Here is a 26442-nt window from a genome sequence, read left to right as displayed (position 1 = left end):
CACGGCAACCGCGCCATGTCGTCCAAGTCGGGCGCCGCCGACGTGCTGGGCGCGCTGGGCGTCAACCTGGACTGCGACATGGGGCTGGTGCGCAAGGCCCTGTGGGACGCGCGCATCGGCTTCCTGATGGCGCCGCGCCACCACCTCGCCATGCGCAACGTCGGCCCGACCCGCGTTGAGCTGGGCACCCGCACCATCTTCAACCTGCTGGGGCCGCTGTCCAACCCGGCCAGCGCCAAGCGCCAGCTTCTCGGCGTCTACGCCAAGCAGTGGGTGGAGCCGCTGGCCCATGTGCTGAAGCGCCTGGGGTCGGAGGCCGCCTGGATCGTCCATGGCTCCGACGGGCTGGACGAGATCACCACCACCGGCCCGACCACCGTCGCCCAGTTGAAGGACGGCGAGGTCACGGTGTTCGAGATCGAGCCGGAGCAGGCCGGCATCTTCCGCGCCCGGCCGGAGCTTCTGAAGGGTGGTGACGCCCATGTGAACGCCGAGGCCATCCGCGCGCTGTTCGACGGGGCGCAGGGCGCCTACCGCGACATCGTCCTGCTGAACGCCGCCGCCGCGCTGCACGTCGCGGGCAAGGCCGGCGACCTGAAGGAGGGCGTCGAGCAGGCCCGGCACGCCATCGACAGCGGCGCCGCCCGCGCCGTGCTCCAACATCTCGTGTCCATCACCAATTCGTCTGCCACCAACGAACCGGTTGCCGCGCCATGAGCGACGTCCTGACCCGCATCTGCGACGACAAGCGCGCGCTGGTCCAAGCCCGCAAATCCGCCCGCCCACTGTCCGCGGTGGAGGACGCCGCCCGCACCGCCGATCCGGCGCGCGGCTTCATCCGCGCCCTGCGCCGCACGGTGGACGAGGGGCGCTACGGCCTGATCGCCGAGATCAAGAAGGCCAGCCCGTCGAAGGGCCTGATCCGCCCGGACTTCGACCCGCCGTCGCTGGCCCGCGCCTACCGTGAGGGCGGCGCCACCTGCCTGTCGGTGCTGACCGACGAGCCCTACTTCCAGGGCTGCGACGACTATCTGCTCGCCGCTCGCGCCGCGGTGGACCTGCCGGTGCTGCGCAAGGACTTCATGGTCGATCCCTACCAGATCGCCGAATCCCGCGCGCTGGGCGCCGACTGCATCCTGATCATCATGGCCGCGCTGAGCGACGCGCAGGCCGCCGAGATCGAGGACGCCGCCATCGCCTGGGGCCTGGACGTGCTGGTCGAGGTGCACAACCGCGAGGAACTGGACCGCGCGCTGGCGCTGAAGACCCCGCTTCTGGGCGTGAACAACCGGAACCTGAAGACGCTGGCGGTGGACATCGCCACGACCGAGGAGCTGGCGGCCCACGTGCCCGCCGACCGGATGCTGGTGGCCGAAAGCGGCCTGTACAGCCCGGCGGACCTGTCGCGCATGGCGGCGGTTGGCGCGCGTTGTTTCCTGGTCGGTGAATCGCTGATGCGTCAGGAGGATGTGACCGCGGCCACCCGCGCCCTGCTCGCCTGACACCAAATAAAAAGCAATGGGGAGGAGCGACGACGTGCCGAACGTGACCATTGCCCGTGAAAGCCCGCTCCAGGACGAGGTGGTCCGGCTCATCGAGGAGTTGGACCGCTATCTGGGCGATTTGTATCCAGCCGAGAGCAACCATCTGCTCGACCTGCAAACGTTGGCCAAGCCGGACATCCGTTTCCTGGTCGCCCGGCGGTCGGGAACCGTGGTCGGCTGCGGCGCCGTGCGCATCGACACCGACGGGGGCTATGGCGAGGTCAAGCGGATGTTCGTCCAGCCGACCGCGCGCGGCGGCCAGATCGGTCGGCGCCTGCTGGAACGCATCGAGGACGAGGCCCGCGCCTCCGGCCTGTCCGTGCTGCGGCTGGAGACCGGCGTCTACCAGGACGAAGCCATTGCGCTCTACCGCAAACAGGGCTTCACCGACCGCGGCCCGTTCGGCCCTTACGCCCCGGACCCGCTGAGCCTGTTCATGGAGAAACCCCTATGACCGACCAGCCCGCAAGCGGCTTCACCCATTTCGACGCCGAAGGCCGCGCGGTCATGGTGGACGTGTCCGACAAGGCGGATACGGAACGCACGGCGACCGCCCGCGGCTCCGTCCTGATGCAGCCGGAAACGCTGGCGCTCATCCTCCAGGGCGGCGTCAAGAAGGGCGACGTCCTGTCGGTGGCCCGGCTGGCCGGCATCATGGGGGCCAAGCGCACGCCGGACCTGATCCCGCTGTGCCACCCGCTGATGCTGACCTCGGTCAAGGTGGACCTGACCTGCGACCCCGAGCGCAACGCCGTGGACATCACCGCCACCTGCAAGCTCAAGGGCCAGACCGGCGTGGAGATGGAGGCGCTGACCGCCGTGTCGGTCGCCGCACTCACCGTCTACGACATGTGCAAGGCGGTGGACCGCGGCATGACCATCACCGAGGTCAAGCTGCTGCACAAGGCCGGCGGCAAGAGCGGCGAATGGGGGAGCGCGGTCTGATGCTGCAGGTCGGTGAAGCCCGCGCCCGCATCCTCGCCGCCTTCACCGCCCTGCCGGCGGAGACGGTGCCGCTGCCCGACGCGCTGGGGCGCGTCCTGGCGGAGCCCGCCGTCGCCCGTCTGACCCAGCCGCCTTTCGCCGCCGCCGCCATGGACGGCTGGGCCGTCCGTGCCGCCGACATCGCCCAGGCATCGGAGGAAGCTCCCGTCACGCTGCGCCGCATCGGCGAGTCCGCGGCCGGCCACGCCTTCGCCGGATCGGTCGGCGCGGGCGAGGCCGTGCGCATCTTCACCGGCGCTCCCCTGCCCGCCGGGGCCGACGCCGTGGTGATGCAGGAGGATTGCGAGGACGCCGGGGACCGCGTGCATGCCGGCCGCGCCGTGCCTGCGGGCCGCTTCATCCGCCCCGGCGGCCTGGACTTCACCGCGGGAGAGGAGTTGCTTCCCAAGGGACGGCTGCTCACCGCCCGCGACGTCGCCCTGGCCGCCGCGGCCAACCTGCCCTGGCTGCGCGTCCACCGCCGCCCGCGGGTCGCCGTGCTCGCCACCGGGGACGAGATCGCCCTGCCCGGCGATCCGCTGGGGCCGAGCCAGATCGTCAGCTCCAACGCGCTCGGCCTGTGCGCTCTGGTCGCCAGCCAGGGCGGCCTCGCCCACAATCTCGGCGTGGCCCGGGACGATCCGGAGCATCTCGCCGCCATGGCCGCCGGGGCCGCCGGCTGCGACCTGCTGGTAACCACGGGCGGCGCCTCGCAAGGCGAGCACGACCATGTGCGCGACGTGCTGGGCGGGCTGTCGCTGGACTTCTACCGGGTCGCCATGAAGCCCGGCAAACCGTTGATTTTCGGGACGGCGAACGGCGTGCCGCTGCTCGGCCTGCCGGGCAACCCGGTGTCCACCGGCGTGGCCGCCCTGCTGTTCCTGGTGCCCGTCCTCCGCCGTCTCCAGGGGCTGCCCGCCGAGAACGCCACGCTCACGGCCCGGCTCGGCGCGCCGCTGAAGGCCAACGACGACCGCACGGATTTCCTGCGCGCCACCCTGTCCACCGGAGCGGACGGTGAGCCCGTCGCCACCCCTTTCCCGCGCCAGGACAGCGCGATGATGTCCCGGCTGGCGCGGGCCGACGCCCTGATCGTCCGCGAGCCGCAGGCAAGCGCCGTCGCCATGGGCGACCGCGTGACGGTGATCCCGTTGAGCGGCGGTGTCCTGTCGCTTTAATCCCTTCCGTACCCTCAATCCCTTCGGCAATCCCTTCGGCAATCCCTTTGGGAGTCCTGTCCGTCGATTTGCGATTGATTTCATTCGTAGGGCTTGACGGGGGTTAAGAACCAAACTAGAACAAGATGGAACGTTTTGCTTTTGTTCCATATCTAGTGCGGAACCGGCCGGGAGGCACAAATGCTCACGCGCAAGCAGCATGAATTGCTGCTTTTCATCAACGAGCGGCTCGGACAGGGCGGTGTGTCCCCTTCCTTCGACGAAATGAAGGACGCTCTCAACCTGAAGTCCAAGTCGGGCATCCACCGCCTCATCACGGGGCTGGAGGAGCGCGGCTTCATCCGCCGCCTGCCCCACCGCGCCCGCGCGCTGGAAGTGCTGCGCCTGCCGGAGGGGCTGGAGACCGCCCGCACCCGGCCGCCGCGCGCCAAGTTCCAGCCCAACGTCATCAAGGGCGACTTCAGCTTCGTGGGTCGCGAGGCGAACCCGGCGTCCGAATCCGTGCAGCTTCCGCTCTACGGCCGCATCGCCGCCGGCACGCCGATCGAGGCGTTGCGCGACGGTTCCGCCTTCGTGGACATTCCGGCCGCGATGCTCGGCATGGGCGACCATTACGCGCTGGAGGTCGCCGGCGATTCCATGGTGGAGGCCGGCATCCTCGACCATGACACGGTGGTCATCCAGCGCTGCGACAGCGCGGAGAACGGCTCCATCGTCGTCGCCCTGGTCGATGACGCCGAGGTCACGCTGAAGCGCCTGCGCCGCAAGGGCAACACCGTGGCGCTCGAACCGGCCAACGCCGCCTATGAAACCCGCATCTTCGGCGCCGACCGCGTCCGGGTGCAGGGCCGCCTCGTCGGTCTGGTGCGGAAGTACTGACGGCAGGATGCTCCGGGACCGCGGCTCAGCGAGCCCCGGTCCTTCCATCGGGCAGCTTTCCGCCCATCGTCCAAGGGCGGTCGCCGCGCTGCCCGCGAACGCTTTCCACCCGGATGCCCTTGTCCGACAGGGAGAGCGTGTGCGCGCCCTCCCGCCGCAGTTCCCAGCGGTCGATGACCAGCGGCGCCCGGCACCCGCGCGACGGGGTCGCGGTCACCACCGCATCGGCCACCGCGCAATCCTCCGGCAAGGCATCCGGTTGGCGCAGCAGCGCCACTGTCCTTCCCTCCGCGCGGTAGAGGCATCCCAGGGCGTCGCAGCGCAGCCGCCCGTCCATGCTGACCCCGGCGAGCGGCCAGACATCCTGGCCGGCCGCCTCCTCTGGCTTCTCCATGCCGTCGCGCCGCCTCCACGTGTTGGCGACCCGCCCGTCGCTGGCGGTGGAGAGGCTGAGGATCCCATCCGCGCCACGCACGGCCATCAGCCTTCCGTCCTCCGACACCAGAATGTCGGGCCGCGGCGCGAAAGCCGGGGCGACCAGCCCTCCGACCACAGCGGCCAGCCCCAGCCAGCGCCAGCGCCTTGTCCAGATCGCCAGCCACAGCCCGCCCAGCGTGACCGCCGCGATGGCGGCGTCCGGCATGGCCGGCAGGAACGCCGTCGCTCCAGGCAGCGCCGCGGTCCGCTCCGCCGTCTCGATGACCAGCCGAACACCCCAGCTCATCGCCGTGACCGCCGGCCCCTCCAGCCCAAAGGGCAGCAGCAGGTAGGAGAGCAGGCTGAAGGGCATGATCCACACCGTCGTGATGGGGATCGCCACCATGTTGGAGAGCACGCCGTAAAAGGCGACCTGCTGGAAATGGTAGAGCCCGTAGGGCGTCGTCGCGACCGTCGCCACCACACTGGAAAAGGCGATTCCGCCCAGCGCCATCACTCCCTTGCCGAGCCAGCCCAGCTCGCGGCGCCGACTCACCGCCCAGGGCGTGAAGCGCTCGAAGGCGGCGATCAGGGCGACGACCGCCGCGAAGGACATCTGGAAGCTCGGCCCCAGCATCCCCTCCGGGTCGTAGAGGACGGTGACGATGCCGGCGAAGGCGACCAGCCTCATGCTGATCGGCGACCGGTCGGCGATGACCGCGCCCATGACGAGGCCGGTCATCAGCACCGACCGCAGCGTCGGCAGCGGCGCCCCGACCAGCAGCGTGTAGAGGATGGCCGACAGGATGCCGGCCAGCGCCGCGATCTTCTTGATCGGCCAGCGCAGCGCGATCCAGGGAACCAGCGCCAGCAGGGCCCGCACCACCCAGAAGACGATGCCCGCGGCGATTCCCACATGCAGGCCGGAAATGGACAGGAGATGCGCGAGGCCGCTGTCGCGGAAGGCATCCATCATCGGCTCGGGAATCGCCGCCGCGTCGCCGTTCAGCAGGGCGGCGGTGACGCTGGCCTCCGTGGAGTCGGTCACGACGGCGCGCACCCGCTCGGCGATGGCGGCGCGCGCCCGCTCGAATGCCACGGTCGCCCGGCGCCAGCCGCCGGGCGGCGGCGCCTCCTGGGCGACGGGGGCGCCCATGACGAAACCGACCGCGCCGAACCCCTCGAAATAGGCGCGCCGCTGCAGGTCGAAGGCCCCCGGCTCCGCCGGGGCGGCCGGCGGGTGGAGCATGGCGCGCAGCCGGACCACCGTCCCGGCCTCCGGCGGAGTCACCTTGGCCGGCAGATGCAGGCGGACCCGCGCCGGCGTCGCCTCCGGAGCCAGCCGCTCCACCGTCGGCTCCCCGATCATCAGCCGCGTGCCGGTGGGCTGCCGCTCGACCGCCAGAACCCGCCCGGTGACCTGCACCGGTCCAAGCTCCCGCGTCAGCATCGGTGCTGCCGCCGCCACGCTGTGCAGCTGCGCCGCCGCGAAGCCCAGAGCGACGCTCAACAGCCCCAGCAACAGAACGACCGGCGCCAGACGCCGCCGCGCCAGCCACAGCAGAGGCAGACAGCCGACCGCGACGCCGGACCCCAGCCAGAGCGGCGGCTCGGCAGGCAGGCCGAAATACAGCGCCACGCCCACCCCGGCCCCCACGGGGAGCCACAGCGCACAGCGCTCCCGCTCCGCGGCGAGGCACCCCAGTGCCGCCGCGCAAAGGCGCGCGCCGACGCCGCGACGGACAGGACCGGCATCGCCCTCCTCCTCCGCCAAACCCTCGGCCATGCCCTCTTCAACCCCGTGGGCCATACTGTCGCCTATGCGCGCAAGGCAAATGCCTCCGGCGCCGTTAATGTGTTACACCACCGCACCACCGCAGTCGCACCGCAGCCGCCGCATCTCGGCCGCCGCAGCACTGTAGCAGCGCCGAACCTGGAATTGAGCCTCCCATGACCGTCGTCACCCGTTTCGCCCCGTCGCCCACCGGCTTTCTCCACATCGGCGGTGCCCGCACCGCGCTGTTCAACTGGCTGTACGCCCGACGCAACGGCGGCACCTATCTGCTGCGCATCGAGGACACCGACCGCCAGCGCTCGACGGACGCTGCGGTGGACGCCATCCTCGACGGCCTGTCCTGGCTCGGCCTCGACTGGGACGGCGACGCGGTCAGCCAGTTCGCCCGCAAGGACCGCCACGCCGAGGTGGCCCACCAGATGCTGGCCGCCGGCCGCGCCTATCACTGCTACGCGAGCCCCGAGGAGCTGGAGGAGATGCGCGCCGCCCAGAAGGCCGCGGGCCAGCCGGTGCGCTACGACGGGCGCTGGCGCGACCGCGACCCGTCGGAGGCTCCGGCCGGCGTTAAGCCGGTGATCCGCCTGAAGGCGCCGCAGGAGGGCGAGACGGTCCTGAAGGACCGTGTCCAGGGCGAGGTGACGGTTCAGAACGCCCAGCTCGACGACCTGATCCTGCTGCGCGCCGACGGCACCCCGACCTATCTGCTGGCGGTGGTGGTGGACGACCATGACATGGGCGTCACCCACGTCATCCGCGGCGACGACCACCTGACCAACACCTTCCGCCAGATCCAGATCTACAACGCCATGGGCTGGGACCTGCCGGAGTTCGGCCACATCCCGCTGATCCACGGTCCGGACGGCGCGAAGCTGTCGAAGCGCCACGGCGCGCTCGGCGTCGACGCCTACCGCGACATGGGCTACCTGCCGGAGGCGATCCGCAACTACCTGCTGCGGCTCGGCTGGGCGCACGGCGACGACGAGATCATCTCGACCGAACAGGCCGTGGAGTGGTTCAACCTGGAGGGCATCGGGCGCTCCCCCTCGCGCTTCGACTTCGCCAAGCTGGAGAACCTGAACGCCCATTACATGCGGCAGGCCGACGACGCCCGCCTCGTGGGTCTGGCCGCCCCGCGGCTGGAGGCCGAGCTTGGTCGCGCGCTGACCGAGTCGGAGCGCGATCTGCTGACCCGCGCCATGAACGGGCTGAAGCAGCGCGCCCGCACCGTGGTCGATCTCGCCCAGAGCGCCCGCTTCTACCTCGCCGCCCGTCCGCTGGCGATGGACGAGAAGGCCGCCGCGCTGTTGGACGACAAGGGCCGCAGCGTCCTGACCGACCTCGCCGCCCGCTTCGAGGCCGAGGCGGACTTCACCGCCGCCGCCCTCGAAGGGCTGGTGCGTGCCTTCGCCGAGGAGCGGGGTGAAAAGCTGGGCAAGATCGCCCAGCCGCTGCGCGCCGCGCTCACCGGTTCCACCGTGTCGCCGCCCATCTTCGAGGTGGCGGAACTCCTCGGCCGGACGGAAACGCTGGCCCGGATGAAGGATGCCGCAACTGCAGCACGGGGATAACTTCCGTGCGTTGATATCCGCCCGGCATAGAACTATGCTGCGCGCATTCGAAAAGGGCGTTAAGCCCCAACCCTAAAGATAAGGACGTGCCGAGATGACCCAAACCGCGGACAAGGCCGATACCTTCACCCTGATCGACAACCGGACTGGCAAGCAGGTCAGCCTGCCCGTGATGAAGGGAAGCACGGGTCCGGACGTGATCGACATCCGCAAGCTCTACGCCGAGACCGGTTGTTTCACCTACGATCCGGGTTTCACTTCGACGGGCAGCTGCGAGTCCAAGATCACCTACATCGACGGTGATGAGGGTGTTCTGCTGCACCGCGGTTATGCCATCGACGACCTTGCCGAGCACGCGACCTTCCCGGAGGTCTGCTTCCTCCTCCTCAACAACCACCTGCCGAACGCCGCCGAGAAGGAAGAGTTCGAGGGCATCCTGCGCGGCCACTCGATGGTGCACGAGCAGCTGACCCGCTTCTACAGCGGCTTCCGCCGTGACGCCCACCCGATGGCGGTTCTCTGCGGTGTCGTCGGCGCGCTGTCGGCCTTCTACCACGACTCGACGGACATCGAGGACCCGGTGCAGCGCAAGATCGCCGCGCACCGCCTGATCGCCAAGATCCCGGCGATCGCCGCGATGGCCTACAAGTACTCGGTCGGCCAGCCGTTCATGTACCCGCGCAACGACCTGTCCTACGCCGAGAACTTCCTCTACATGACCTTCGGCACGCCCTGCGAGCCGTACAAGGTCAACCCGGTCCTGTCCAAGGCGATGGACAAGATCTTCATCCTGCACGCCGACCACGAGCAGAACGCCTCGACCTCGACCGTCCGTCTGGCCGGCTCGTCGGGCGCCAACCCGTTCGCCTGCATCGCCGCTGGCATCGCCTCGCTGTGGGGTCCGGCCCATGGCGGCGCCAACGAGGCCGTGCTGAAGATGCTGGAGGAGATCGGCTCCGTCGATCGCATCCCGGAGATCGTCCGCCGCGCCAAGGACAAGAACGACAACTTCCGCCTGATGGGCTTCGGTCACCGGGTCTACAAGAACTACGACCCGCGCGCCCAGGTCATGCGCAAGACCTGCCATGAGGTTCTGGCGGAGCTGGGCATCAAGGACGAGCCGCTCCTCGACATCGCGATGGAGTTGGAGAAGATCGCCCTCGAAGACCCGTACTTCGTCGAGAAGAAGCTGTACCCGAACGTCGATTTCTACTCGGGCATCATCCTGAAGGCGATGGGCTTCCCGACCAGCATGTTCACCGTGCTGTTCGCCGTGGCGCGCACCGTCGGCTGGATCTCGCAGTGGAAGGAAATGATCGAGGACCCGGTCCAGAAGATCGGCCGTCCGCGTCAGCTCTACACCGGCGCGACCAAGCGGGACTTCATCCCGCTGGCCGAGCGTGGCTAACCGGCCGACAGCACACATCGGGACGGGCGGCTCCGACGGAGCCGCCCGCAGCCCGGCTGCGTTCATCGTTCCGGCGCGGCGGGTCCGTCAGGGCCAGCCCGCCGCGAACGACAACAAGCCGCCGCTCTCGCGGCGGCTTCGCCGCATCGTCTTCTATGCGGTGATTGTGGCGATGATCGCCGCGGTGGTGCTGATCTGACTGTTAGCCCTGGGTGATCGGGATGTGCGGCCCTTCCGCCGCCACACGCTCCATCCATGCGCGCACCGCCGGATAGCCGGACAGGTCGAACCCACCCTCCTCCGCCACATGCGTGTAGGCGTAGAGCGCGATGTCGGCGATGCTGAAGCGGTCGCCCACGAAGAAGCGACGCTCCGCCAGATGCCCCTCCATGACGCCCAGAGCGTCGTAGCCGAGCCGGCGCTTGGTCACCAGCCCCAGCTTGCGCTCCTCCGTCATCTCCACATGGTGCGTGATCCAGAAGCGCACCGTCGCGACGTTCGGTTCGTGGCTGTACTGCTCGAAGAACATCCATTGCAGGACCCGCGCGCGGCCTTCGCGGTCGTCGGGCAGATAGGGCGTGCCCTCCGCCAGATACCAGAGGATCGCGTTGGATTCCGGCAGATGGCTGCCGTCCTCCAGTTGCAGCGTCGGGATGCGGCCGTTCGGATTCCGGGCCAGGAACTCCGGGGTGCGGGTTTCCGCCCGGTCGATGTCCAGCTCGATCCGCTCATGGGGGATGCCGAGCTTGTGCAGCAGCAGCCGGCACTTGTAGCCGTTTCCGGAAGACAGGTTGTCGTAAAGGCGCAGCATGGGGGCGTGTCTCCGCTCCAAATCCATCCGAAGGCGGATATAAACACGAAACGGGATCAGGCACCAGCACGCCCCTGCGGAAGCGACACGCCGAGGCATTCGAGTCGCGCCTGATCGGCGGCAGCCTCCTCCAGCAGCCAGTGCCGGAAGGCGCGGAGCACACCGCGCCCGCGCCCTTCGGCCGGGGCGGTCAGCACATAGCGGTCGCCGCAGGGCACCGCCGGTCCGAAGGGGCAGACGAGCCGTCCCGCTTCCAGCGCCTCCAGCACCAGCGACGGGCGCCCCAGAGCGATCCCTAGTCCGGCCATGGCCGCCTGGATCACCATCACCGATTCCGAAAAGCTCAGGCTGCGCGCACCATCCAAATTCACCCCCGAGGCGGCGCGCCACAGGCTCCAATCCGGCGACGCCTGGTAATGCAGAAGCGTGTGGTGGGACAGATCGGCCGGGCCGGACAGCCGTTCGGCCAGCGCCGGAGCGCAGACCGGGACCAGCGGCTCTTCCGACAGACGCGTTCCGTCGGGACCGGGATCGCCGCCGCGCACATAGCGGATCACCGCCCAGCCCGCCTCGGCCTCCGACGCGCGGTCGCTGTTGCCCCCCTCAATGTCCAGCCGCAGGTCCGGCCGGCCGTCCAGGAAACGCCCCAGCCTCGGCACCAGCCACAAGGCCGCCCAGGTCCGCGGCGCGGCGATGCGCAGCCGTTCCGGCCCTTGTCCGGCGATGCGGTCCCAGCTTTCCTGAACGCGCCCCAGCCCGGCGGTGCAGGCCTGCGCGAGATCGCGCCCGGCGTCGGTCAGGAGAAGCCCCTGCGGGGTGCGGTCGAACAGGCGGACCTTCAGCCGCTTCTCCAGATCGCCCACCTGACGGCTGACCGCCCCATGGGTCAGGCCAAGCTCGTCGGCGGCGCGCGTCATGCTGCCGTGGCGAGACGCCGCCTCGAAGGCGGCCAGGGCGGTGAAGGGAAGGCGCGGCATCGGCGGCGTCTCTGGAGGTCAATGTGAGGATTCCTCACACCCATGCCCTGCGAAGTCAATTGTGGACCGGGGGGAGCCGCAGGCAGGCTTGGGCGCAGAAACCGAACCATCCCGGCGCTTCACATGACGATGACCTTCTCCATCACCGATATCCGCACTGTCGATGACACCCGCCTGCGCGTGGAACTGGAAGCTCTTCTGGAGGACGCGGTGAACAGCGGCGCCTCGGTCGGCTACCACGCCCCGCTGGCCCCTCACTGGAAGCGGGCCTTCTGGGACGGCGTGGCCGCCCAGCTCTCCGGTGGCGCGCACCGTCTGCTGATCGCCCGCGGGCCGAAGGGAGAGTTGCTGGGAAGCGTGCAGTTGGCGCTGTGCACCAAGCCCAACGGCGCGCACCGCGCCGAGGTGCAGAAGCTGCTCGTCTTCGCCCGTCATCGCCGGAACGGCGTCGCCCGGCATCTGATGGCGGCGGTGGAGGACACGGCCCGCGGATTGGGGCGGTCCCTTCTGGTGCTCGACACGCTGAAGGGCGACAGCGGCGAGCCCTTCTACGAGGCGACCGGCTGGCTGAGGGCGGGGGTGATCCCCGGCTATACGGTGGAAGCGGACGGCGCCTTCGGCGACACCGTCCTCTTCTACAAAACGCTGTGACGGTGCTTACTTCGTCTCGATCAGCTCGACCTTGTAGCCGTCCGGGTCCTCGATGAAGGCGATCACGGTGGTGCCGTGCTTCATGGGGCCGGGCGGCCGCGGAATCTTGACGCCTTCCTTGGCGAGCTGCTCGCAGGTGGCGTGGATGTCCGGCACGCCCAGCGCGATGTGGCCGTAGGCGGTGCCGATGGCGTAGGGCTCCGCCTGGTCCCAGTTGTGGGTCAGCTCCAGGACGGCGGTGTCCTTTTCGTCGCCGTAGCCGACGAAGGCCAGCGTGAAGCGCCCGCCCTCATAGTCGTTGCGGCGCAGCAGCTTCATGCCGAGCAGGCGGGTGTAGAAGTCCAGCGACTTCTCCAGATCATAGACCCGGAGCATCGTGTGCAGCAGGCGGAATTGGCTCATGGTCCCTTCTCCCAAGCGGATTCTTGCGCTCTCGTCGTCTCCGGTCTCGCCTTATCCGACCGGCCGGCGGCAACCTCCAGCACGACCTGGGCGGCGCGTTCGCTGGGCGGCGTTCCGCCCTGCCCCAGCCAGCGCGCCACCTCCGCCACCCCGTCGATCTGCGTCGCGCGGGCGGCGGGATCGTCGAGCAGGCGGCGCAGCTCGGTGGCCAGCCGGTCGGGCCGGCAGTCCTCCTGAAGCAGTTCCGGCACCAGCATGCGGTCGAGCATCAGATTGACCAGATTGACGTATTTGACCCGGATCAGCCGCCGGTACAAGGCCACCGTCACCGGGTTGAGACGGTAGGCGATCACCGTCGGCAGGCGGGCCAGCGCCAGTTCCAGCGCCACCGTGCCGGACGCCGCCAGCGCGGCCTCCGCCGCGGCGAAGGCGTCGTATTTCGGGCCGTCTCCTTCGACGAGGATGGTGGGCATCGGCCAGCCCGCAACCTCTGCCGCCACTCGGTCGCGCACCGTCGCCACGGTCGGGACCACGGCGACCAGCCCCGGATGGGTCGGCAGCAGGCATTCCAGCGTGGCGCGGAAGTCGGGGAGCAGGCGCGACACCTCGCCCTTCCGGCTTCCCGGCAGGACGGCGACGATCCGCGCCTCCGGCGCCAACCCATGGACCTCGCGGAAGCGCTGCGCGTCGCCCTGCCCGGCACCGCTCTCCACCACCGAATGACCGACGAAGGTGCAGGGAAGCCCTTCCTTTTCGAAATAGGGCGGCTCGAAGGGCAGGATGGCCAGCAGATGATCGTAGATCGCCGCGTATTTGGCGGCGCGCTTCGGCTTCCAGGCCCAGACGGTGGGCGCCACGTAATGGATCAGCGGGATGTCCGGCGCCTGAGCCTTGACCCGCTTGGACACGCGCACCGTGAAGCCCGGCGAATCGATGCCCACCACCGCGTCGGGCCTCAGCCGCAGGATCTCCGCGACCGTCTGGTCGATGCGGCGCAGCAGGTTCGGCAGATGGGGCAACAGTTCGAACACGCCGAACAGCGTCAGCTCACCCATCGGGAACAGGCTGTCCAGCCCCTCGGCGACCATCTTCTCGCCGCCGATGCCGGCGAAGCGCACCCGCCCACCGGTCAGCCGCTTGCAGGCGGCCATCAGCCGCGCGCCCAGCGCGTCGCCGGAGGGTTCCCCGGCGATCAGGAAAATCAACGGATCGCTCACGGCCGAGGCTCCGACGCAACGGTGATGCCGACCACGAAGAGACCCAGCCGGTCGGCAACCTCGGCCACCGCGGTGCGGTCCACCAGCAGGCTTCCGCCCGCCTCGACGGCGATGCCGCGCAGACCGGCGCGGGCGGCGTTCTCCACCGTCGTCACCCCCATGGTGGGCAGGTCGAGGCGGCGGTCCTGCTGCGGCTTCTTCACCTTGACGAGCACGCCGCCCTGCCCCGGCCGCGCCAGCCCGGCGCAGCGGGCCAGCATGGCGTCGGTGCCCTCGATGGCCTCGACCGCGAGCACAAGCCCCTGCTGCACCACGGCGCCCTGCCCGACGTCGAGCGTGCCAAGCGCGCGGGCCACCTCGACCGCGCGGGCAATGTCGCGCTCCGCCTCGGCGTCCGGCCGCAGCCGGCCCACCGGCCCCGCCGGAGTGAGAAGCTCGCCGAGGAGGTCATGCAGGCCGACCACGCGGAACCCCTCCCCTTCGAGTTCCCGCGCGACGGAGCGCAGCAGCCCGTCGTCGCCAAGCGCGCGGGTGCCGACCTTGGCGAGGAACTTGGTGGTGTACCAGTCGGGAAGCAGCTCGGTGAAGGACGGCCGGCGCACCGGTCCGGCGAAGACCAGCTCCGCGACCTTTTCCTTCTTCAACCGGTCGATGATGCCGCCGGCGGCGCCGAAGCGGCTCCACAGATGGGGAAGGCCCTCGACGGTGGCCGGGTCGGTGTGGCCGTCGAAGGCGACGACGAAGACCTCGCGCCCCTGGCCGCGCACCGCGGCGGCGATGCGGGCCGGCAAGGTGCCGCCGCCCGCCAGGATGCCGAGCTTGGGAAGAGGCTGCGACATGGCCGGGACTCTCCCAGGAAACAGAACGTAAAAAGAGGAGCGTGAAGGCCCCTCAGCCCTCGCGCGGCTGGCAGAGCGACCGCGAGGCCCGCGCGAAGGTCAGCACGTCGGCGACCAGCGTCTGCTGCCCCATGTCGCGCCCGACCTCCTCCATGCGTTCGGCGAAGGTGCCCTCGTTGCCAAACAGCAGGCGATAGGCGGCGCGCAGGGCGTGGATCTCATCCTTCTGGAAGCCGCGGCGCTCCAGCCCGACGAGGTTCAGGCCGGCCAGACGCGCCCGATCGCCCATGACGAGGCCATAGGGGATCACGTCCTTCTCCACGCCGGACATGCCGCCGATCATGGCGTGCGAGCCGATGCGGACGAACTGGCGGACCGCCGACAGCCCGCCGATGGTCACGAAATCACCCAGCTCCACATGGCCGGCCAGCGTGGCGTTGTTCGCCAGAACCGCGTTGTTGCCGACGACGCAGTCGTGGGCGACGTGGACGCCGACCATGAACAGGCCGTTGTCACCGACCCGCGTGACCATGCCGCCGCCCTCGGTGCCGGGGCTCATGGTGACATGCTCACGGATCTGATTGTTGCGCCCGATGATCAGTTCGGACGGCTCACCCTTGAACTTCAGGTCCTGCGGGCGGTGACCGATGGACGCGAAGGGATAGACGACCGACTCGTCACCGATGCGCGTGCGGCCCTCGACCACGACATGGGAGGTGAGCCGCACGCGGTCGCCCAGTTGGACATCCGGCCCGACAACGCAAAAGGGACCGATGGAAACGTCTTCGCCCAGCTTGGCGGCCGGATCGACGACCGCCGTCGGGTGAATGGAAACGCTCATTTCTCGTCCAGGATCATGGCGGAATAGACGGCTTCGGCGACCAGGACGCCGTTGACCTTGGCCTCGCCCTTGAACTTCCACACGTTGGCGCGCTGCCGCTGCTTGGTCACGTGGATGTGGATGGTGTCGCCGGGCGTGACCGGGCGGCGGAAACGCGCCTCGTCCACGGTCATGAAATAGACCAGCTTGCCCTCGGACTCCTTGCCCAGCGTGGCGACCACCAGCACGGCGGAGGTCTGGGCCATCGCCTCGATGATCATCACGCCCGGCATCACCGGTCGCGACGGGAAGTGCCCCTGGAAGAACGGCTCGTTGATGGTGACGTTCTTCACGCCGGTGGCGCTTTCGCCCAGCGTGATGTCGATCACCCGGTCGATCATCAGAATCGGATAGCGATGCGGGATCATTTCCATGATCCGCATGATGTCGAGGTCGGCTATCTTCTTGTTGTCCGCCGTCACATCCATGGTCCGGCCGCCCGCCTTTCAAAATCCACGAAAACGCCCCGCAGCGCGCCTGTGGTGGCGCGGGGCGAAGCCCCTTGTGCCCCATTTCCAGGGATTTGGCAATCCCAACGCCGCCGGGTTCCCAACGCCCGATGCGTCCCGCGCCAATGAAAAAGCCGCCACGCTCCCTTGCGGAAGCGTGGCGGCTCATCCGGGCAGGCCTTACTGCTTGGGAACGGTCAGCGCGACCTGGGGCAGCTTCTTGTTCACCCGCTCCAGCACCACGTCGGTGACGTCGAGCTGTGTGTCGACCAGGACGAACTGCTGGCGGGCGAGGACGAGATTGGCGCCGCGCTCGCGCGCCACGTCGGCCACGATCTCCACCATGTTCTTGTGAACGACGGCCATCGCCTCGTTCAGCGCGTTTTCCAGGGCGCGCTTGCGGCTCTGCACCGTCTTCTGGACCTCGCCGACCTGCTTCTCGAAGTCGCGGCGCTTGTTGGCCAGCGCGTCCGGAGCCAGCACGGTCTGCTGCTTGCGCAATTCCTCCTCGGACTTGCGCAGCTTGTCCTCCAGCGAGGCGATTTCCTTCTGGTAGGTCTCGCGCAGCGATTCGAAGGACTTCGAGACACCCTTCGAGGCGTTCGACTCCTGCATGATCTTCTGGACGTCGACCACGGCGATGACCGGTGCCTTGAGGTTGTCGGTCGGCTTTTCCTGGGCGAAGGACGGGGTCGCCATCGCGACGCCCGCCAACACCGCACCGGCGGCGACCAGCGCCCTGAGCTTGCTGAGCTGCATGTTAGAACCTGGTTCCAAAGCTGAAGCGGAAGATCTCTTTCTTGTCGTAATCTTCCTTGAGAATCGGGACCGCAAAGTCAAGGCGGATCGGCCCGAAGGGCGAGCGCCAGGACAAGCCGGTGCCGACCGACAGACGGATCGATTCGTCGTCGGGGACGAGCGGGTCGTTGATGTCGACCTTGCCCAGCGTGCCGACGTCGGAGAAGGCGTGGCCCTTCAGTCCGAACTCCTCGGGCAGACCGACCGGGAAGCTCATCTCCACCGAACCGCGGTAGTAGCGGGTGCCGCCCAGGGCGTCGCCGGTGCGCAGGTCGCGGGGACCGATGCCGGCGGTGTTGAAGCCGCGCAGCGTGTCGCCGCCGATGAAAAAGCGGTCGGACAGGAACACGTCCTTGCCGATGCCCACGATGTAGCCGACCTCGCCGGTGGTGCTGAGCACCCAGCTTTCGTCGAACAGCGGCAGGTAATAGCCGGCGCCAAGGCGGTTGCGCAGGAAGCGGGCGTTGCCGCCCACACCCGCGAAGTCGTTCGTCAGGCGGACGTAATAGCCTTCCGTCGGGTTGAGGCGGCTGTTGCGGCGGTCGTAGGTCAGCTCCTGCCCGATCAGCGACGTCGTGCGCGCGCCCTTCTGGTCCTGAATGTACTGGGACGCCGAGCTGGGAACGCTGGTGATGTCGGTGTTCTGGAGCTGGTAGTAGACGCGCTGGCGCAGGTTCTCCGTCAGCGGGTAGCCCATGCGCAGGGCCATACCGGTGCTCTTCTCGTCGAAGGAGCTTTCGTCCTGATAGTCGCGGGTGATGCGGAACAGGTCGAAGCCGGCGGACAGGTCACGATCCAGGAAATACGGCTCGGTGAAGGAGACGTCGTATTCCTGGCGGCTGCCCGACACGGTGGCGCCGAAGCGCAGATCCTGGCCGCGGCCCAGCAGGTTGCGCTCACGGATCGAGAAGTCGGCCAGCGGACCGTCCGAGGTCGAGTAGCCGGCGCCGATGGAGATTTCACCGGTCGACTGCTCGGTCACCTCGACGTTCATCACGGTGCGGTCGGGCGCCGAGCCCTCCGCGGTGGTGATGTTGACGCGCTCGAAATAGCCGAGATCCTTGATGCGCTGTTCGGAGCGGCGCAGCTTGGTCGTGCTGAACGGGTCGCCTTCGGACAGCAGCATCTCGCGCCGGACCACCTTGTCCAGCGTGCGGACGTTGCCGGTCACGTCGATGCGCTCCACGAAGACGCGCGGCCCCTCGACGATGTCGTAGACGATGTCGATGGTCTGGTTTTCGCGGTTGCGCGAAATCCGCGGGCGGACGTCCACGAAGGCGTATTGCAGGTCGCCGACCGCGTTGGACAGCTTGGTGATGGTGTTCTCCACCTCCTGCGCGTTGTACCAGTCGCCCTCGCGCGTGGTCAGCACGCTGCGCAGCTGCTCCGGGTCCAACGCCTTCAGGGAGGTGCTGATGTCCATCTTGCCGAACTTGTAGCGCTCGCCCTCGTCCACCGTGAAGGTGATGACGAAGTCCTCGCGGTCCGGCGTCAGTTCCGCCACGGCGGAAACGACGCGGAAGTCGGCGTAGCCTTCCTTGAGGTAATAGCGGCGCAGAAGGTCGCGGTCGTAGTTCAGGCGGTCCGGATCGTAGTTGTCGTCCGACGTCATGAAGCGCCACCAGGCGCTTTCCCGAGTCTGGATCGCCTCGCGCAGCGTCCCGTCGGAGAACTTCTCGTTGCCGATGAAGGTGATGCTGCGCACGCCGGTGCGCACACCCTCGTTGATCTCGAACACCAGATCGACGCGGTTCTGGTCGAGCTGGATGATCTTCGGCTCGACGGTCGCGGCGAAGCGGCCCTGGCGGCGGTAGATGTCCAGGATGCGCTGCACGTCGCTCTGGACACGGGTGCGGGTGTAGACGACGCGGGGACGGAGCTGGATTTCCTTTTCCAGGTTCTCCTTCTCGATGCGCCGGTTCCCCTCGAAGGCGATGCGGTTGATGATCGGGTTTTCCGCCACCTGCACCACCAGCGCGTCGCCGTCGCGCTTCAGCACGACGTCGGCGAACAGGCCCGTGTTGAACAGGGCCTTCAGCGACTGGTCGATGCGATCGGGATCGAAGGGATCGCCGGGCGCCACCGCGAGGTAGGAGCGGACCGTCGTCGGCTCGATGCGCTGGACGCCCTCCACCCGGATGTCCCGGATGGTGCCGCCCGAGAACATCTGCGCCACCAGCGTCCCATCGCCGAAGGCGGCGGATTTCGCCGCCCCCGGATTGGGCGCGCCCGCCTGGGCCCAGGCTGCGTGGGAAAGGGCAAGAGAAACCGTCGTCATGGCGCAACCGGCCATCAGGCCGAACGCCAGAACCCTGCTCGACACCCGCAAAGCTCGCTCCCTGGCTTTGGGGGCATCCCTCAGGAAATGAGCCCCCTAAAGAAATCCACCACGCGAAGCTGAACGAGATCGTTCCACGTGGCGAAAACCATGAGCGTTAATACCAAAGCAAGCCCGATGCGGAAACCGTATTCTTGTGCTTTAGGTCCGAGAGGACGCCCACGGAGTCCTTCAAGGGCGTAGAACATCAGATGGCCGCCGTCAAGCAGCGGAACCGGAAACAAATTGATCATGCCGAGGTTCACGGACAGGAAGGTCATGAACCAGATCAGCGGATACCAGCCGGATTGCGCGACCTCGCCGGACATCTGGGCGATGCGCAGCGGCCCGCCCAGCTCCTCGGTGCCGCGCGACCCCTCGATCATCTGGCCCAGCGCCACGAAGGTGCCGGACACCATGCCGACGACCTCCCGGCCGGCCTGCCACAGGGCGGTCAGCGGGTCGTGGCGCTTCGTCTCCGCCCCGCCGCGCATGATGCCGAGCTGGCCGATGCGGTGGGTGTTGCCGAGTCGGTCGGTGACCTCGCGCACGTCCGGAGTCGCCGTCAGATTGACCGAACGCCCGTCGCGCTGCACCACCATTTCCAACGGCGCCCCCGGCTGCATGGAGACGATCTGCCGGATTTCCTCGAATCGCTGGATGCCGCTGCCGTTGATCGAGACGATCAGGTCGCCCGGCTGCAGGCCGGCGCGCTCCGCGGCGCTGCCCGGCTGCACCCCGCCGACGTCCGGCGGGGTGAAGGATTGGCCGGCGGTGGCGAAGAGGATGGTCAGGGCGACGATGGCGAAAAGGAAATTCGCGATGGGTCCCGCCGCCACGATGGCCGCCCGCTGGCCAAGCCGCTTGTGGTGGAAGGAAACCGCCTGCTCCTCGGCGCTCATGCTCTGCGTGTGGGCGCCGGGCGTGCTCGCCGGGTCGGCGTCGCCGAACATCTTCACATAGCCGCCGAGCGGGATGGCGCTGAATTTCCAGCGCGTGCCGGAGCGGTCGGTCCAGCCGAACAGCTCCGGGCCGAAGCCGATGGAGAAGACCTCGATCCGCACGCCGTTGCGGCGCGCCACGAGATAGTGGCCGAGTTCGTGCACAAACACGAGCACGGTGAGGACCAGCAGAAAAGACAGAAGCGTGGTCCCGAAGCCGCCCATGACGTCCATCACATCCTTTGCATCCCGGAGCGGCCCCGTCGCGGTCCGCGCCCGGAAAAAGACTCAGCGTGCCAGCGCATCGACCCGATCCGCCGCGACACGGCGCGCCTCGGCGTCGGTGTCGCGCACCGCGCCCAGGTCGCGGAGCGGCCGGTGCGGCAGCGTGCCCAACACCCCCTCGACGATCCGTTCGATGTCGAGAAAGCCGATCCGGCGGTCGAGAAACGCCTGCACGGCCACCTCGTTGGCGGCACTGAGAATAGTAGGAGCGCCCCCACCGCTTTGCAAGGCGGCCCGGGCGAGCCGCAGGGCCGGGAATCGCTCGGGGTCCGGCGCCTCGAAGGTCAGGGTTGCGGCCTTGACGAGGTCCAGCCGTTCGGCGGGCGTCGGGATGCGCGCCGGCCAGCCGAGCGCGTAGGCGATCGGCGTGCGCATGTCCGGCGTGCCGAGCTGCGCCAGGACCGAGCCGTCCACATACTCGACCAGCGAATGCACGACCGATTGCGGGTGGACCAGCACGTCGATCTTCTCTTCGGGGACGCCGAAGAGGAAATGCGCCTCGATGATCTCCAGCCCCTTGTTCATCATGGTGGCGCTGTCGATGGAGATCTTGGCGCCCATGTCCCAGGTCGGGTGGGCGACCGCCTGCTCGCGCGTCGCCGCCGCCATGAAGGCCCGGTCCCTGGTCCGGAAGGGGCCGCCGGACGCCGTCAGGATCAGGCGCTGCACGCTGTCCAGCCGGTCGAAGTCGAAGACCTGGTAGATCGCCGAATGTTCGCTGTCGACCGGCAGCAGGTTGGCGCCGTGGCGACGCACCTCCTCCATCATCAGGGCGCCGGCGCAGACCAGCACCTCCTTGTTGGCGAAGGCGACGCAGGCGCCGCGGCGCACGGCGGCCAGCGTGGGCTCCAGCCCAGCGGCACCGACGATGGCGGCCATCACCCAGTCGGACGGACGCTCGGCGGCCTCGGCCACCGCCTGGGGGCCGGCGGCGGCCTCCACGCCGGTACCGGCCAGCGCCTCCTTGAGGTCGGCGTAGGCGGCGGGGTCGGCGACCACGGCCAGCTTCGGGCGGAGCTGCCGCGCCTGCTCGGCGAGGAGGGCGACGTTGCGGTTGGCGGTCAACGCCTCCACCGCGAAGCGCTCCGGATCGCGGGCGACGAGGTCCACCGTCTGCGTGCCGACCGATCCGGTCGAACCAAAGATCGTCACGCGGCGCGGCGCGTCCCCCGCCCCTTCAGCCTTCACAACCATGACCCCGTCACCACCATGCGATTGCCGTGCCGATGGTCGCGTGGAACAGGGCCAGCACCGGGGCAGCAGAGAGCAGCCCGTCGATGCGATCCAGGATTCCCCCGTGACCAGGAATGAGATGGCCGCTGTCCTTCACGTTGTAACGGCGCTTGACCGCGGATTCGAAGAGGTCGCCCGCTTGCGCCACCACGGCCAGGACGGCGCCCACCGCAAGAGCCAGCAGCGGCCGCTGCGCGCCCGCGGCCAGAGCCACGCCCCACCCCACCAGGGCGGAGGAGGCCATGCCGCCGATCAGGCCGGCCCAGGTCTTCTTCGGGCTGATGCGCGGGGCCAGCTTCGGCCCGCCGATGGTGCGGCCCGCGGCGTAGGCGCCGATGTCGGTCGCCCAGACGCCGAGCATGGTGAAGAGGAACAGCGCGAGGCCGGAGTCCGAATCGTCGCGCAGCCACATCAGACCGGCCAGACCGGCGACGACGTAGAGGACGCCGCCTCCGGACAGACCGCGGTCCGGTCCGCCCGAGGCCACCGCGACTCCGGCCGTGGCCAGGATGGCGACGACGACGGCCGCCCAAGGCCCGGCGGCGATCTGCGCGGCCAGCGCCAGCAGGACGCCGGCCACCGATAACGCGATGGCCGCACCCTTGCGACGGCAGGGGACGAGGTTGCCCCACTCCACGGCGGAGGCCACGGCGCCGAGCGCGATGAGGACGTGGAACACCCAGCCGCCGGCCCAGACCGCGGCCAGGACGAGCGGAGCCAGGACGAGCGCCGAGATGGCGCGCGTCTTCAGGTCGCCGGATTTAGCGGGTGCCGGTGGTTGCGCCGAAGCGACGTTCCCGTCGGTGGAACTCTTCAATCGCCGCCTCCAGGTCACGCTTGGAAAAGTCAGGCCAGAGCGTGTCCACGAAGACCAGCTCGGCGTACGCCGCCTGCCAGAGCAGGAAATTGCTGATGCGCTTCTCGCCGCTGGTGCGGACGATCAGGTCGGGGTCCGGAATGTCGGCGGTGAACAGGCGTTCGGACAGCCGGTCCTCGGTGATGTCCGCCGGATCGAGCGTCCCCGCCCTCACCTCTTCGGCCAGACGCCGCGCCGCCAGCGTGATCTCCTGGCGGGAGCCGTAGCTCAACGCCACCACCAGGGTCAGCTTGCGGTTGTCCCGCGTCAGATTTTCGGCGTTCTCGATCAGGCTGACGATGTCCTTGGACAAGCGGGCCCGGTCGCCGATGACGCGCAGGCGCACGCCGTTGCGGTGGAGATCGGCAATCTCGCTGCGCAGGTAGAAGCGCAGGAGCTGCATGAGGTCGGACACCTCCTCCTCCGGCCGACGCCAATTCTCGGACGAGAAGCTGAAGATCGTCAGATAGCCGATCCCCAGCTCGCCCGCGGCTTCGACCGTCCGGCGGACGGCGTCCACGCCCTTTTTATGGCCGGCGGTGCGGGGCAGCCCTCTGGACTTCGCCCAACGCCCGTTGCCGTCCATGATCACGGCCACGTGCGCGGGCGGGCGCAGGGGGCGGCTGTCTTCCGCGTCGCGCATGCCGTCAGACCTGCATGATGTCCTTTTCTTTCGCCGCAAGCGCATCGTCGACCAGCTTGATGTACTGGTCGGTGAGCGCCTGGACCTTCTCGCCGAGCCCCTTGTGCTCATCCTGCGAGATATCGCCGGCCTTTTCGGCCTTCTTCAGGCCGTCCATGCCGTCGCGGCGCACGTTGCGCACGGCGACGCGGGCCTGCTCGGCGTATTTGTGGGCGACCTTGGCGAGTTCCTTGCGGCGCTCCTGCGTCAGGTCCGGCAGCGGCACGCGGATCGACTGGCCTTCCGTCTGCGGGTTCAGGCCGAGGCCCGAATCGCGGATGCCCTTCTCCACGGCCTTGACCATGCCACGGTCCCACACCTGCACGACGATCAGGCGCGGCTCCGGAACGCTGACGGTGCCCACCTCCTTGAGGTGCATGCGGGCGCCGTAGGCTTCGACGGTCACGGGCTCAAGCAGGCTGGCGGAGGCGCGGCCGGTGCGCAGGCCGCTCAACTCCTTGCGAAACGCCTCAAGCGCTCCTTCCATGCGGCGCTTGAGATCCGACTGGAGGTCCGATGTATCAGGCGCAGCCACGGCTCACTCCGTTTCTTCGTTGATGATCGTAAACTTGCCCCGGCCCTGCATCACCTCGGCGAAGGCGCCGGGGGTGTGGATCGAGAACACGAGTATGGGGATGTGGCTCTCACGCGCCAAGGAGATCGCGGAGGCGTCCATCACCTGGAGATCGTTCGCCAGGACCTCCAGATAGCCGAGGCGCTCGTAACGCTCGGCGTCCTTCACCTTCTTCGGGTCGGCGGTGTAGACGCCGTCCACCTGCGTGCCCTTCAGCAGAGCGTCGCAGCCCATCTCCGACGCGCGCAGCGCGGCGGCGGTGTCGGTGGTGAAGAAGGGGTTGCCGGTGCCGGCGGCGAAGATCACCACGCGGCCCTTCTCCATGTGCCGGATGGCGCGGCGCCGGATGTAGGGCTCGCACACCGACGACATGGGAATGGCCGACTGCACGCGGGTCGCAACGCCCATCCGCTCCAGAGCGCTCTGCATCGACAGGGCGTTCATGACGGTGGCAAGCATCCCGATGTAGTCGGCCGAGGCGCGCTCCATGCCGCTCGCCGCCCCCTTCACGCCGCGGAAGATGTTCCCCCCGCCAATGACCAGGCTGACCTGGACACCCAGCTGGATCACCGCCTTCACCTCGTTGGCGACGCGGTTGACCACTTCCGGGTCGAGGCCGTAGTCGCGCTGACCCATCAACGCCTCGCCCGACACCTTCAGCAGGACTCGTTTGAAGCGGATGCCGTCAGCCGGCTCGGTGGTCCCGGTGGTCTGGGCCATGGGGGGCTTTCTCCCGGTTGGTGTGAAGAGTGCGTGCGGCGGGTCGCCGGGTCCTTACTTCTGGCCGGCGGCGGCGGCGACTTCGGCGGCGAAATCGCTCTCCGCCTTCTCGATGCCCTCGCCCAGCGCGAAGCGGACGAAGCCCGTCACCTTGACCGGGGCGCCGACGTCCTTGGCGGCGTTCTCCACCACCTTGCGGACCTTGGTCTCACCGTCGATCACGTAGGTCTGCTCCAGCAGCACCACTTCCTCGTAGTACTTGCGGATGCGGCCTTCGAGCATCTTCTCGACGATGTTCTCCGGCTTGCCCGAGGCGCGGGCCTGCTCGGCCAGAACGTTGCGCTCACGCTCCAGGGCGGAGGTGTCGACGTCGGCGATGTCCAGGGCGTCCGGACGGGCGGCGGCGATGTGCATGGCGATCTGCTTGCCCAGATCGTTCAGCTTGGCGGCGTCGCCGGTCGACTCCAGGGCGACCAGGACGCCGATCTTGCCGAGGCCCGGCGCGATGGCCGAGTGGACGTAGGACACGACGACGCCCGCCGGGACCGACAGCTTGGCCGAGCGGCGGATGTTCATGTTCTCGCCGATGGTGGCGATCAGGTTGGTCAGCTCTTCCTGGACCGTGCGGCCGGCGTCCGGATAGGCGGTGCCCTTCAGGCCCTCGACGTCGCCCGAACCCGACAGGGTCAGCTCGGCGGCCTTCAGCGAGAAGGCCTGGAACTTGTCGTTGCGCGCGACGAAGTCGGTCTCGGCGTTCACCTCGACGACGGCGCCCGCGGTGCCGGCGGTGGCGACGGCGACCAGACCCTCGGCGGCGACGCGGCCGGACTTCTTGGCGGCGGCGGCGAGGCCCTTCTTGCGCAGCCAGTCAACGGCGCCCTCGAGGTCGCCCTGGGTCTCGGCCAGCGCCTTCTTGCAGTCCATCATGCCCGCGCCGGTCTTCTCGCGCAGTTCCTTGACGAGCGCGGCGGTAATCTCGGCCATGGTTTCGCCCTCTTCCTTCCGAACAGATCCAAGCGGATCGGGTTGATCCAAACAACTCATAAAAAAGGCAGCCGGGCCATAGGTCATAAGGCCCGGCTGCCCCGTATCACCGGGATCAGGCCTGGGCCTGTTCGGCCTCGGCCCCTTCCTCTTCCGGCAGCTGCTCGGCCGGGGCCTCCTCGGAGGAACCGACGTCGATGCCGGCGGCGCTCATCTCAGCCTGCAGGCCGTCGAGCACGGCGCCGTTCACCAGCTCGCAGTACAGGTCGATGGCGCGCAGGGCGTCGTCGTTGCCGGGGATCGGGAAGGCCACGCCGTCCGGATCGGAGTTGCTGTCGATCACCGCGATGACCGGAATGCCCAGCTTGTTGGCTTCCTTGACGGCGATCGACTCCTTGTTGGTGTCGATGATGAAGAGGACGTCCGGCAGGCCGCCCATCTCCTTGATGCCGCCCAGCGCGCGCTCCAGCTTGTCGCGCTCGCGGGTCAGCTCCAGGATTTCGCGCTTGGTCAGGCCCGAGGTGTCGCCGCCCAGACGCTCTTCCATCTCGCGCAGGCGCTTGATCGACTGGGAGATGGTCTTCCAGTTGGTCAGCATGCCGCCGAGCCAGCGGTGGTTGACGTAGTACTGGCCGCACTTCGACGCGGCCTCGGCCACCTTCTCCTGGGCCTGGCGCTTGGTGCCGACGAACAGGACGCGGCCGCCGCCGGCGACGACGTCACGGACGGCCTGCAGGGCGCGGTGCAGAGCCGGGACGGTCTGCTCCAGGTCGATGATGTGCACGCCGTTGCGCACGCCGAAGATGTACGGGCCCATCTTCGGGTTCCAGCGGCGGGTGGGGGGGACGGAGGGGGCGGCGGCTTCGGGCAGCTGGGGCGTGGGGGAAGACGGGGTAGGCCATTGGGAAAAGGCTTTTCCCGTTGGTCCCCCCCGGGGACTGTCCGGTTGAAAGGACAACGGGTCGGGGCATCGGGGGAAAGCCGGGGGGCCGCCCGCCCGCGGGGGGGGTTGTCGACGGGGCTTACCTAACCCCCCCCAACCCACTTTGGGAC

At 68.7% G+C, this 26442-nt stretch carries 28 protein-coding genes; 10 read left to right on the top strand and 18 right to left on the bottom strand.

The window, feature by feature from the left end; translation table 11 throughout:
• The 6 genes from trpD to lexA all read left to right on the top strand — a co-directional run.
• Window positions 1–717, top strand: a 717-nt coding sequence (gene trpD / locus GBZ26_RS09800) for an anthranilate phosphoribosyltransferase (RefSeq protein ID WP_174438678.1), incomplete at its 5' end; no start/stop codon positions are given.
• Window positions 714–1502: an indole-3-glycerol phosphate synthase TrpC gene (gene trpC, locus GBZ26_RS09795; protein WP_174438677.1), complete on the top strand. Its 789-nt coding sequence runs from the start codon at window positions 714–716 to the stop codon at window positions 1500–1502. The genes trpD and trpC, both read left to right, overlap by 4 nt.
• Window positions 1503–1536: 34 nt before the next feature.
• Window positions 1537–1998 (top strand): GNAT family N-acetyltransferase, encoded by a 462-nt coding sequence (locus GBZ26_RS09790; protein WP_174438676.1) that lies wholly within the window; start codon window positions 1537–1539, stop codon window positions 1996–1998.
• Window positions 1995–2489 carry a cyclic pyranopterin monophosphate synthase MoaC gene (gene moaC / locus GBZ26_RS09785; RefSeq protein ID WP_174438675.1) on the top strand — a complete coding sequence of 165 codons (495 nt, stop codon included), beginning with the start codon at window positions 1995–1997 and terminating at the stop codon, window positions 2487–2489. Before GBZ26_RS09790 ends, moaC begins: the two co-directional genes overlap by 4 nt.
• A complete protein-coding gene (locus GBZ26_RS09780; protein ID WP_174438674.1) occupies window positions 2489–3706 on the top strand; it encodes a molybdopterin molybdotransferase MoeA in 1218 nt (405 codons plus the stop codon). The genes moaC and GBZ26_RS09780 overlap by 1 nt, the downstream gene beginning before the upstream one ends.
• 180 nt (window positions 3707–3886) lie before the next feature.
• Window positions 3887–4585, top strand: a complete 699-nt coding sequence (lexA, locus tag GBZ26_RS09775) for a transcriptional repressor LexA (protein ID WP_174438673.1) — start codon at window positions 3887–3889, stop codon at window positions 4583–4585.
• A 25-nt stretch (window positions 4586–4610) separates the two neighbouring features.
• Here lexA and GBZ26_RS09770 read toward each other — a convergent pair whose 3' ends face one another.
• Window positions 4611–6788 (bottom strand): ComEC/Rec2 family competence protein, encoded by a 2178-nt coding sequence (locus GBZ26_RS09770; RefSeq protein ID WP_174438672.1) that lies wholly within the window; start codon window positions 6786–6788, stop codon window positions 4611–4613.
• A gap of 164 nt (window positions 6789–6952) precedes the next feature.
• Here GBZ26_RS09770 and gltX point away from each other — a divergent pair, with 164 nt between their 5' ends.
• The 3 genes from gltX (at window position 6953) to GBZ26_RS09755 (ending at window position 9972) form a co-directional block, all read left to right on the top strand.
• Window positions 6953–8365 carry a glutamate--tRNA ligase gene (gltX, locus tag GBZ26_RS09765; RefSeq protein WP_174438671.1) on the top strand — a complete coding sequence of 471 codons (1413 nt, stop codon included), beginning with the start codon at window positions 6953–6955 and terminating at the stop codon, window positions 8363–8365.
• A gap of 94 nt (window positions 8366–8459) precedes the next feature.
• Window positions 8460–9773, top strand: a complete 1314-nt coding sequence (gltA, locus tag GBZ26_RS09760; RefSeq protein WP_038528311.1) for a citrate synthase — start codon at window positions 8460–8462, stop codon at window positions 9771–9773.
• Complete coding sequence (locus tag GBZ26_RS09755; protein WP_014240168.1) at window positions 9766–9972, top strand: hypothetical protein; 207 nt, start codon at window positions 9766–9768, stop codon at window positions 9970–9972. The genes gltA and GBZ26_RS09755 overlap by 8 nt, the downstream gene beginning before the upstream one ends.
• Before the next feature lie 3 nt (window positions 9973–9975).
• Here GBZ26_RS09755 and GBZ26_RS09750 read toward each other — a convergent pair whose 3' ends face one another.
• Window positions 9976–10584: a glutathione S-transferase family protein gene (locus GBZ26_RS09750; RefSeq protein ID WP_174438670.1), complete on the bottom strand. Its 609-nt coding sequence runs from the start codon at window positions 10582–10584 to the stop codon at window positions 9976–9978.
• Window positions 10585–10640: 56 nt separating this feature from the next.
• Window positions 10641–11561: a LysR substrate-binding domain-containing protein gene (locus GBZ26_RS09745; RefSeq protein ID WP_174438669.1), complete on the bottom strand. Its 921-nt coding sequence runs from the start codon at window positions 11559–11561 to the stop codon at window positions 10641–10643.
• 123 nt (window positions 11562–11684) lie between these two features.
• Here GBZ26_RS09745 and GBZ26_RS09740 point away from each other — a divergent pair, with 123 nt between their 5' ends.
• Window positions 11685–12212 (top strand): GNAT family N-acetyltransferase, encoded by a 528-nt coding sequence (locus tag GBZ26_RS09740; RefSeq protein WP_174438668.1) that lies wholly within the window; start codon window positions 11685–11687, stop codon window positions 12210–12212.
• Window positions 12213–12218: 6 nt separating this feature from the next.
• Here GBZ26_RS09740 and gloA read toward each other — a convergent pair whose 3' ends face one another.
• From gloA to rpsB, 15 genes are all read right to left on the bottom strand, one after another.
• Window positions 12219–12614, bottom strand: a complete 396-nt coding sequence (gloA, locus tag GBZ26_RS09735) for a lactoylglutathione lyase (protein ID WP_174438667.1) — start codon at window positions 12612–12614, stop codon at window positions 12219–12221.
• Window positions 12611–13831: a lipid-A-disaccharide synthase gene (gene lpxB / locus GBZ26_RS09730; RefSeq protein WP_174438666.1), complete on the bottom strand. Its 1221-nt coding sequence runs from the start codon at window positions 13829–13831 to the stop codon at window positions 12611–12613. Before lpxB ends, gloA begins: the two co-directional genes overlap by 4 nt.
• The gene (locus tag GBZ26_RS09725; RefSeq protein WP_174438665.1) at window positions 13828–14670 is read right to left on the bottom strand and encodes an LpxI family protein; all 843 of its coding nucleotides are present in this window, start codon (window positions 14668–14670) and stop codon (window positions 13828–13830) included. The genes lpxB and GBZ26_RS09725 overlap by 4 nt, the downstream gene beginning before the upstream one ends.
• A gap of 52 nt (window positions 14671–14722) precedes the next feature.
• Window positions 14723–15511: an acyl-ACP--UDP-N-acetylglucosamine O-acyltransferase gene (lpxA, locus tag GBZ26_RS09720; protein ID WP_174438664.1), complete on the bottom strand. Its 789-nt coding sequence runs from the start codon at window positions 15509–15511 to the stop codon at window positions 14723–14725.
• A complete protein-coding gene (fabZ, locus tag GBZ26_RS09715) occupies window positions 15508–15978 on the bottom strand; it encodes a 3-hydroxyacyl-ACP dehydratase FabZ (RefSeq protein ID WP_035673111.1) in 471 nt (156 codons plus the stop codon). Before fabZ ends, lpxA begins: the two co-directional genes overlap by 4 nt.
• Before the next feature lie 201 nt (window positions 15979–16179).
• Window positions 16180–16758, bottom strand: a complete 579-nt coding sequence (locus GBZ26_RS09710) for an OmpH/Skp family outer membrane protein (protein WP_174438663.1) — start codon at window positions 16756–16758, stop codon at window positions 16180–16182.
• A gap of 1 nt (window position 16759) precedes the next feature.
• A complete protein-coding gene (gene bamA, locus GBZ26_RS09705) occupies window positions 16760–19126 on the bottom strand; it encodes an outer membrane protein assembly factor BamA (protein ID WP_174438662.1) in 2367 nt (788 codons plus the stop codon).
• A 29-nt stretch (window positions 19127–19155) separates the two neighbouring features.
• Window positions 19156–20289, bottom strand: a complete 1134-nt coding sequence (gene rseP, locus GBZ26_RS09700; protein WP_014240157.1) for an RIP metalloprotease RseP — start codon at window positions 20287–20289, stop codon at window positions 19156–19158.
• 54 nt (window positions 20290–20343) lie between these two features.
• On the bottom strand, window positions 20344–21534 hold the full coding sequence (locus GBZ26_RS09695) for a 1-deoxy-D-xylulose-5-phosphate reductoisomerase (RefSeq protein WP_174438661.1): 1191 nt from the start codon (window positions 21532–21534) through the stop codon (window positions 20344–20346).
• Window positions 21535–21541: 7 nt separating this feature from the next.
• Window positions 21542–22390, bottom strand: a complete 849-nt coding sequence (locus tag GBZ26_RS09690; protein WP_174438660.1) for a phosphatidate cytidylyltransferase — start codon at window positions 22388–22390, stop codon at window positions 21542–21544.
• Window positions 22335–23072 carry an isoprenyl transferase gene (locus GBZ26_RS09685; protein ID WP_174438659.1) on the bottom strand — a complete coding sequence of 246 codons (738 nt, stop codon included), beginning with the start codon at window positions 23070–23072 and terminating at the stop codon, window positions 22335–22337. The genes GBZ26_RS09690 and GBZ26_RS09685 overlap by 56 nt, the downstream gene beginning before the upstream one ends.
• 4 nt (window positions 23073–23076) lie before the next feature.
• Window positions 23077–23646 carry a ribosome recycling factor gene (gene frr / locus GBZ26_RS09680; RefSeq protein ID WP_035673102.1) on the bottom strand — a complete coding sequence of 190 codons (570 nt, stop codon included), beginning with the start codon at window positions 23644–23646 and terminating at the stop codon, window positions 23077–23079.
• Window positions 23647–23649: 3 nt separating this feature from the next.
• A complete protein-coding gene (gene pyrH, locus GBZ26_RS09675; RefSeq protein WP_035673100.1) occupies window positions 23650–24405 on the bottom strand; it encodes a UMP kinase in 756 nt (251 codons plus the stop codon).
• Window positions 24406–24459: 54 nt separating this feature from the next.
• The gene (tsf, locus tag GBZ26_RS09670) at window positions 24460–25389 is read right to left on the bottom strand and encodes a translation elongation factor Ts (protein ID WP_038528340.1); all 930 of its coding nucleotides are present in this window, start codon (window positions 25387–25389) and stop codon (window positions 24460–24462) included.
• Between the two features lie 115 nt (window positions 25390–25504).
• Window positions 25505–26260, bottom strand: a complete 756-nt coding sequence (gene rpsB / locus GBZ26_RS09665; protein ID WP_174438679.1) for a 30S ribosomal protein S2 — start codon at window positions 26258–26260, stop codon at window positions 25505–25507.
• Window positions 26261–26442 lie beyond the last annotated feature (182 nt).

The sequence above is a fragment of the Azospirillum formosense genome (genome assembly GCF_013340925.1).
Classification (GTDB): Bacteria; Pseudomonadota; Alphaproteobacteria; order Azospirillales; family Azospirillaceae; genus Azospirillum; species Azospirillum formosense.
The sequence above is the reverse complement of the archived record's forward strand: the minus strand, read 5'-3'. Positions and strand labels throughout refer to the sequence as shown.

Excerpts from the sequence above, each read along its gene's own strand:
- trpC (WP_174438677.1), top strand. The coding sequence starts at position 714 with ATGAGCGACGTCCTGACCCGCATCTGCGACGACAAGCGCGCGCTGGTC.
- moaC (WP_174438675.1), top strand. The coding sequence starts at position 1,995 with ATGACCGACCAGCCCGCAAGCGGCTTCACCCATTTCGACGCCGAAGGC.
- GBZ26_RS09780 (WP_174438674.1), top strand. The coding sequence starts at position 2,489 with ATGCTGCAGGTCGGTGAAGCCCGCGCCCGCATCCTCGCCGCCTTCACC.
- lexA (WP_174438673.1), top strand. The coding sequence starts at position 3,887 with ATGCTCACGCGCAAGCAGCATGAATTGCTGCTTTTCATCAACGAGCGG.
- GBZ26_RS09770 (WP_174438672.1), bottom strand. The coding sequence starts at position 6,788 with ATGGCCGAGGGTTTGGCGGAGGAGGAGGGCGATGCCGGTCCTGTCCGT.
- gltX (WP_174438671.1), top strand. The coding sequence starts at position 6,953 with ATGACCGTCGTCACCCGTTTCGCCCCGTCGCCCACCGGCTTTCTCCAC.
- gltA (WP_038528311.1), top strand. The coding sequence starts at position 8,460 with ATGACCCAAACCGCGGACAAGGCCGATACCTTCACCCTGATCGACAAC.
- GBZ26_RS09750 (WP_174438670.1), bottom strand. The coding sequence starts at position 10,584 with ATGCTGCGCCTTTACGACAACCTGTCTTCCGGAAACGGCTACAAGTGC.
- GBZ26_RS09745 (WP_174438669.1), bottom strand. The coding sequence starts at position 11,561 with ATGCCGCGCCTTCCCTTCACCGCCCTGGCCGCCTTCGAGGCGGCGTCT.
- GBZ26_RS09740 (WP_174438668.1), top strand. The coding sequence starts at position 11,685 with ATGACGATGACCTTCTCCATCACCGATATCCGCACTGTCGATGACACC.
- gloA (WP_174438667.1), bottom strand. The coding sequence starts at position 12,614 with ATGAGCCAATTCCGCCTGCTGCACACGATGCTCCGGGTCTATGATCTG.
- GBZ26_RS09725 (WP_174438665.1), bottom strand. The coding sequence starts at position 14,670 with ATGTCGCAGCCTCTTCCCAAGCTCGGCATCCTGGCGGGCGGCGGCACC.
- lpxA (WP_174438664.1), bottom strand. The coding sequence starts at position 15,511 with ATGAGCGTTTCCATTCACCCGACGGCGGTCGTCGATCCGGCCGCCAAG.
- fabZ (WP_035673111.1), bottom strand. The coding sequence starts at position 15,978 with ATGGATGTGACGGCGGACAACAAGAAGATAGCCGACCTCGACATCATG.
- GBZ26_RS09710 (WP_174438663.1), bottom strand. The coding sequence starts at position 16,758 with ATGCAGCTCAGCAAGCTCAGGGCGCTGGTCGCCGCCGGTGCGGTGTTG.
- rseP (WP_014240157.1), bottom strand. The coding sequence starts at position 20,289 with ATGGACGTCATGGGCGGCTTCGGGACCACGCTTCTGTCTTTTCTGCTG.
- GBZ26_RS09695 (WP_174438661.1), bottom strand. The coding sequence starts at position 21,534 with ATGGTTGTGAAGGCTGAAGGGGCGGGGGACGCGCCGCGCCGCGTGACG.
- GBZ26_RS09685 (WP_174438659.1), bottom strand. The coding sequence starts at position 23,072 with ATGCGCGACGCGGAAGACAGCCGCCCCCTGCGCCCGCCCGCGCACGTG.
- pyrH (WP_035673100.1), bottom strand. The coding sequence starts at position 24,405 with ATGGCCCAGACCACCGGGACCACCGAGCCGGCTGACGGCATCCGCTTC.
- tsf (WP_038528340.1), bottom strand. The coding sequence starts at position 25,389 with ATGGCCGAGATTACCGCCGCGCTCGTCAAGGAACTGCGCGAGAAGACC.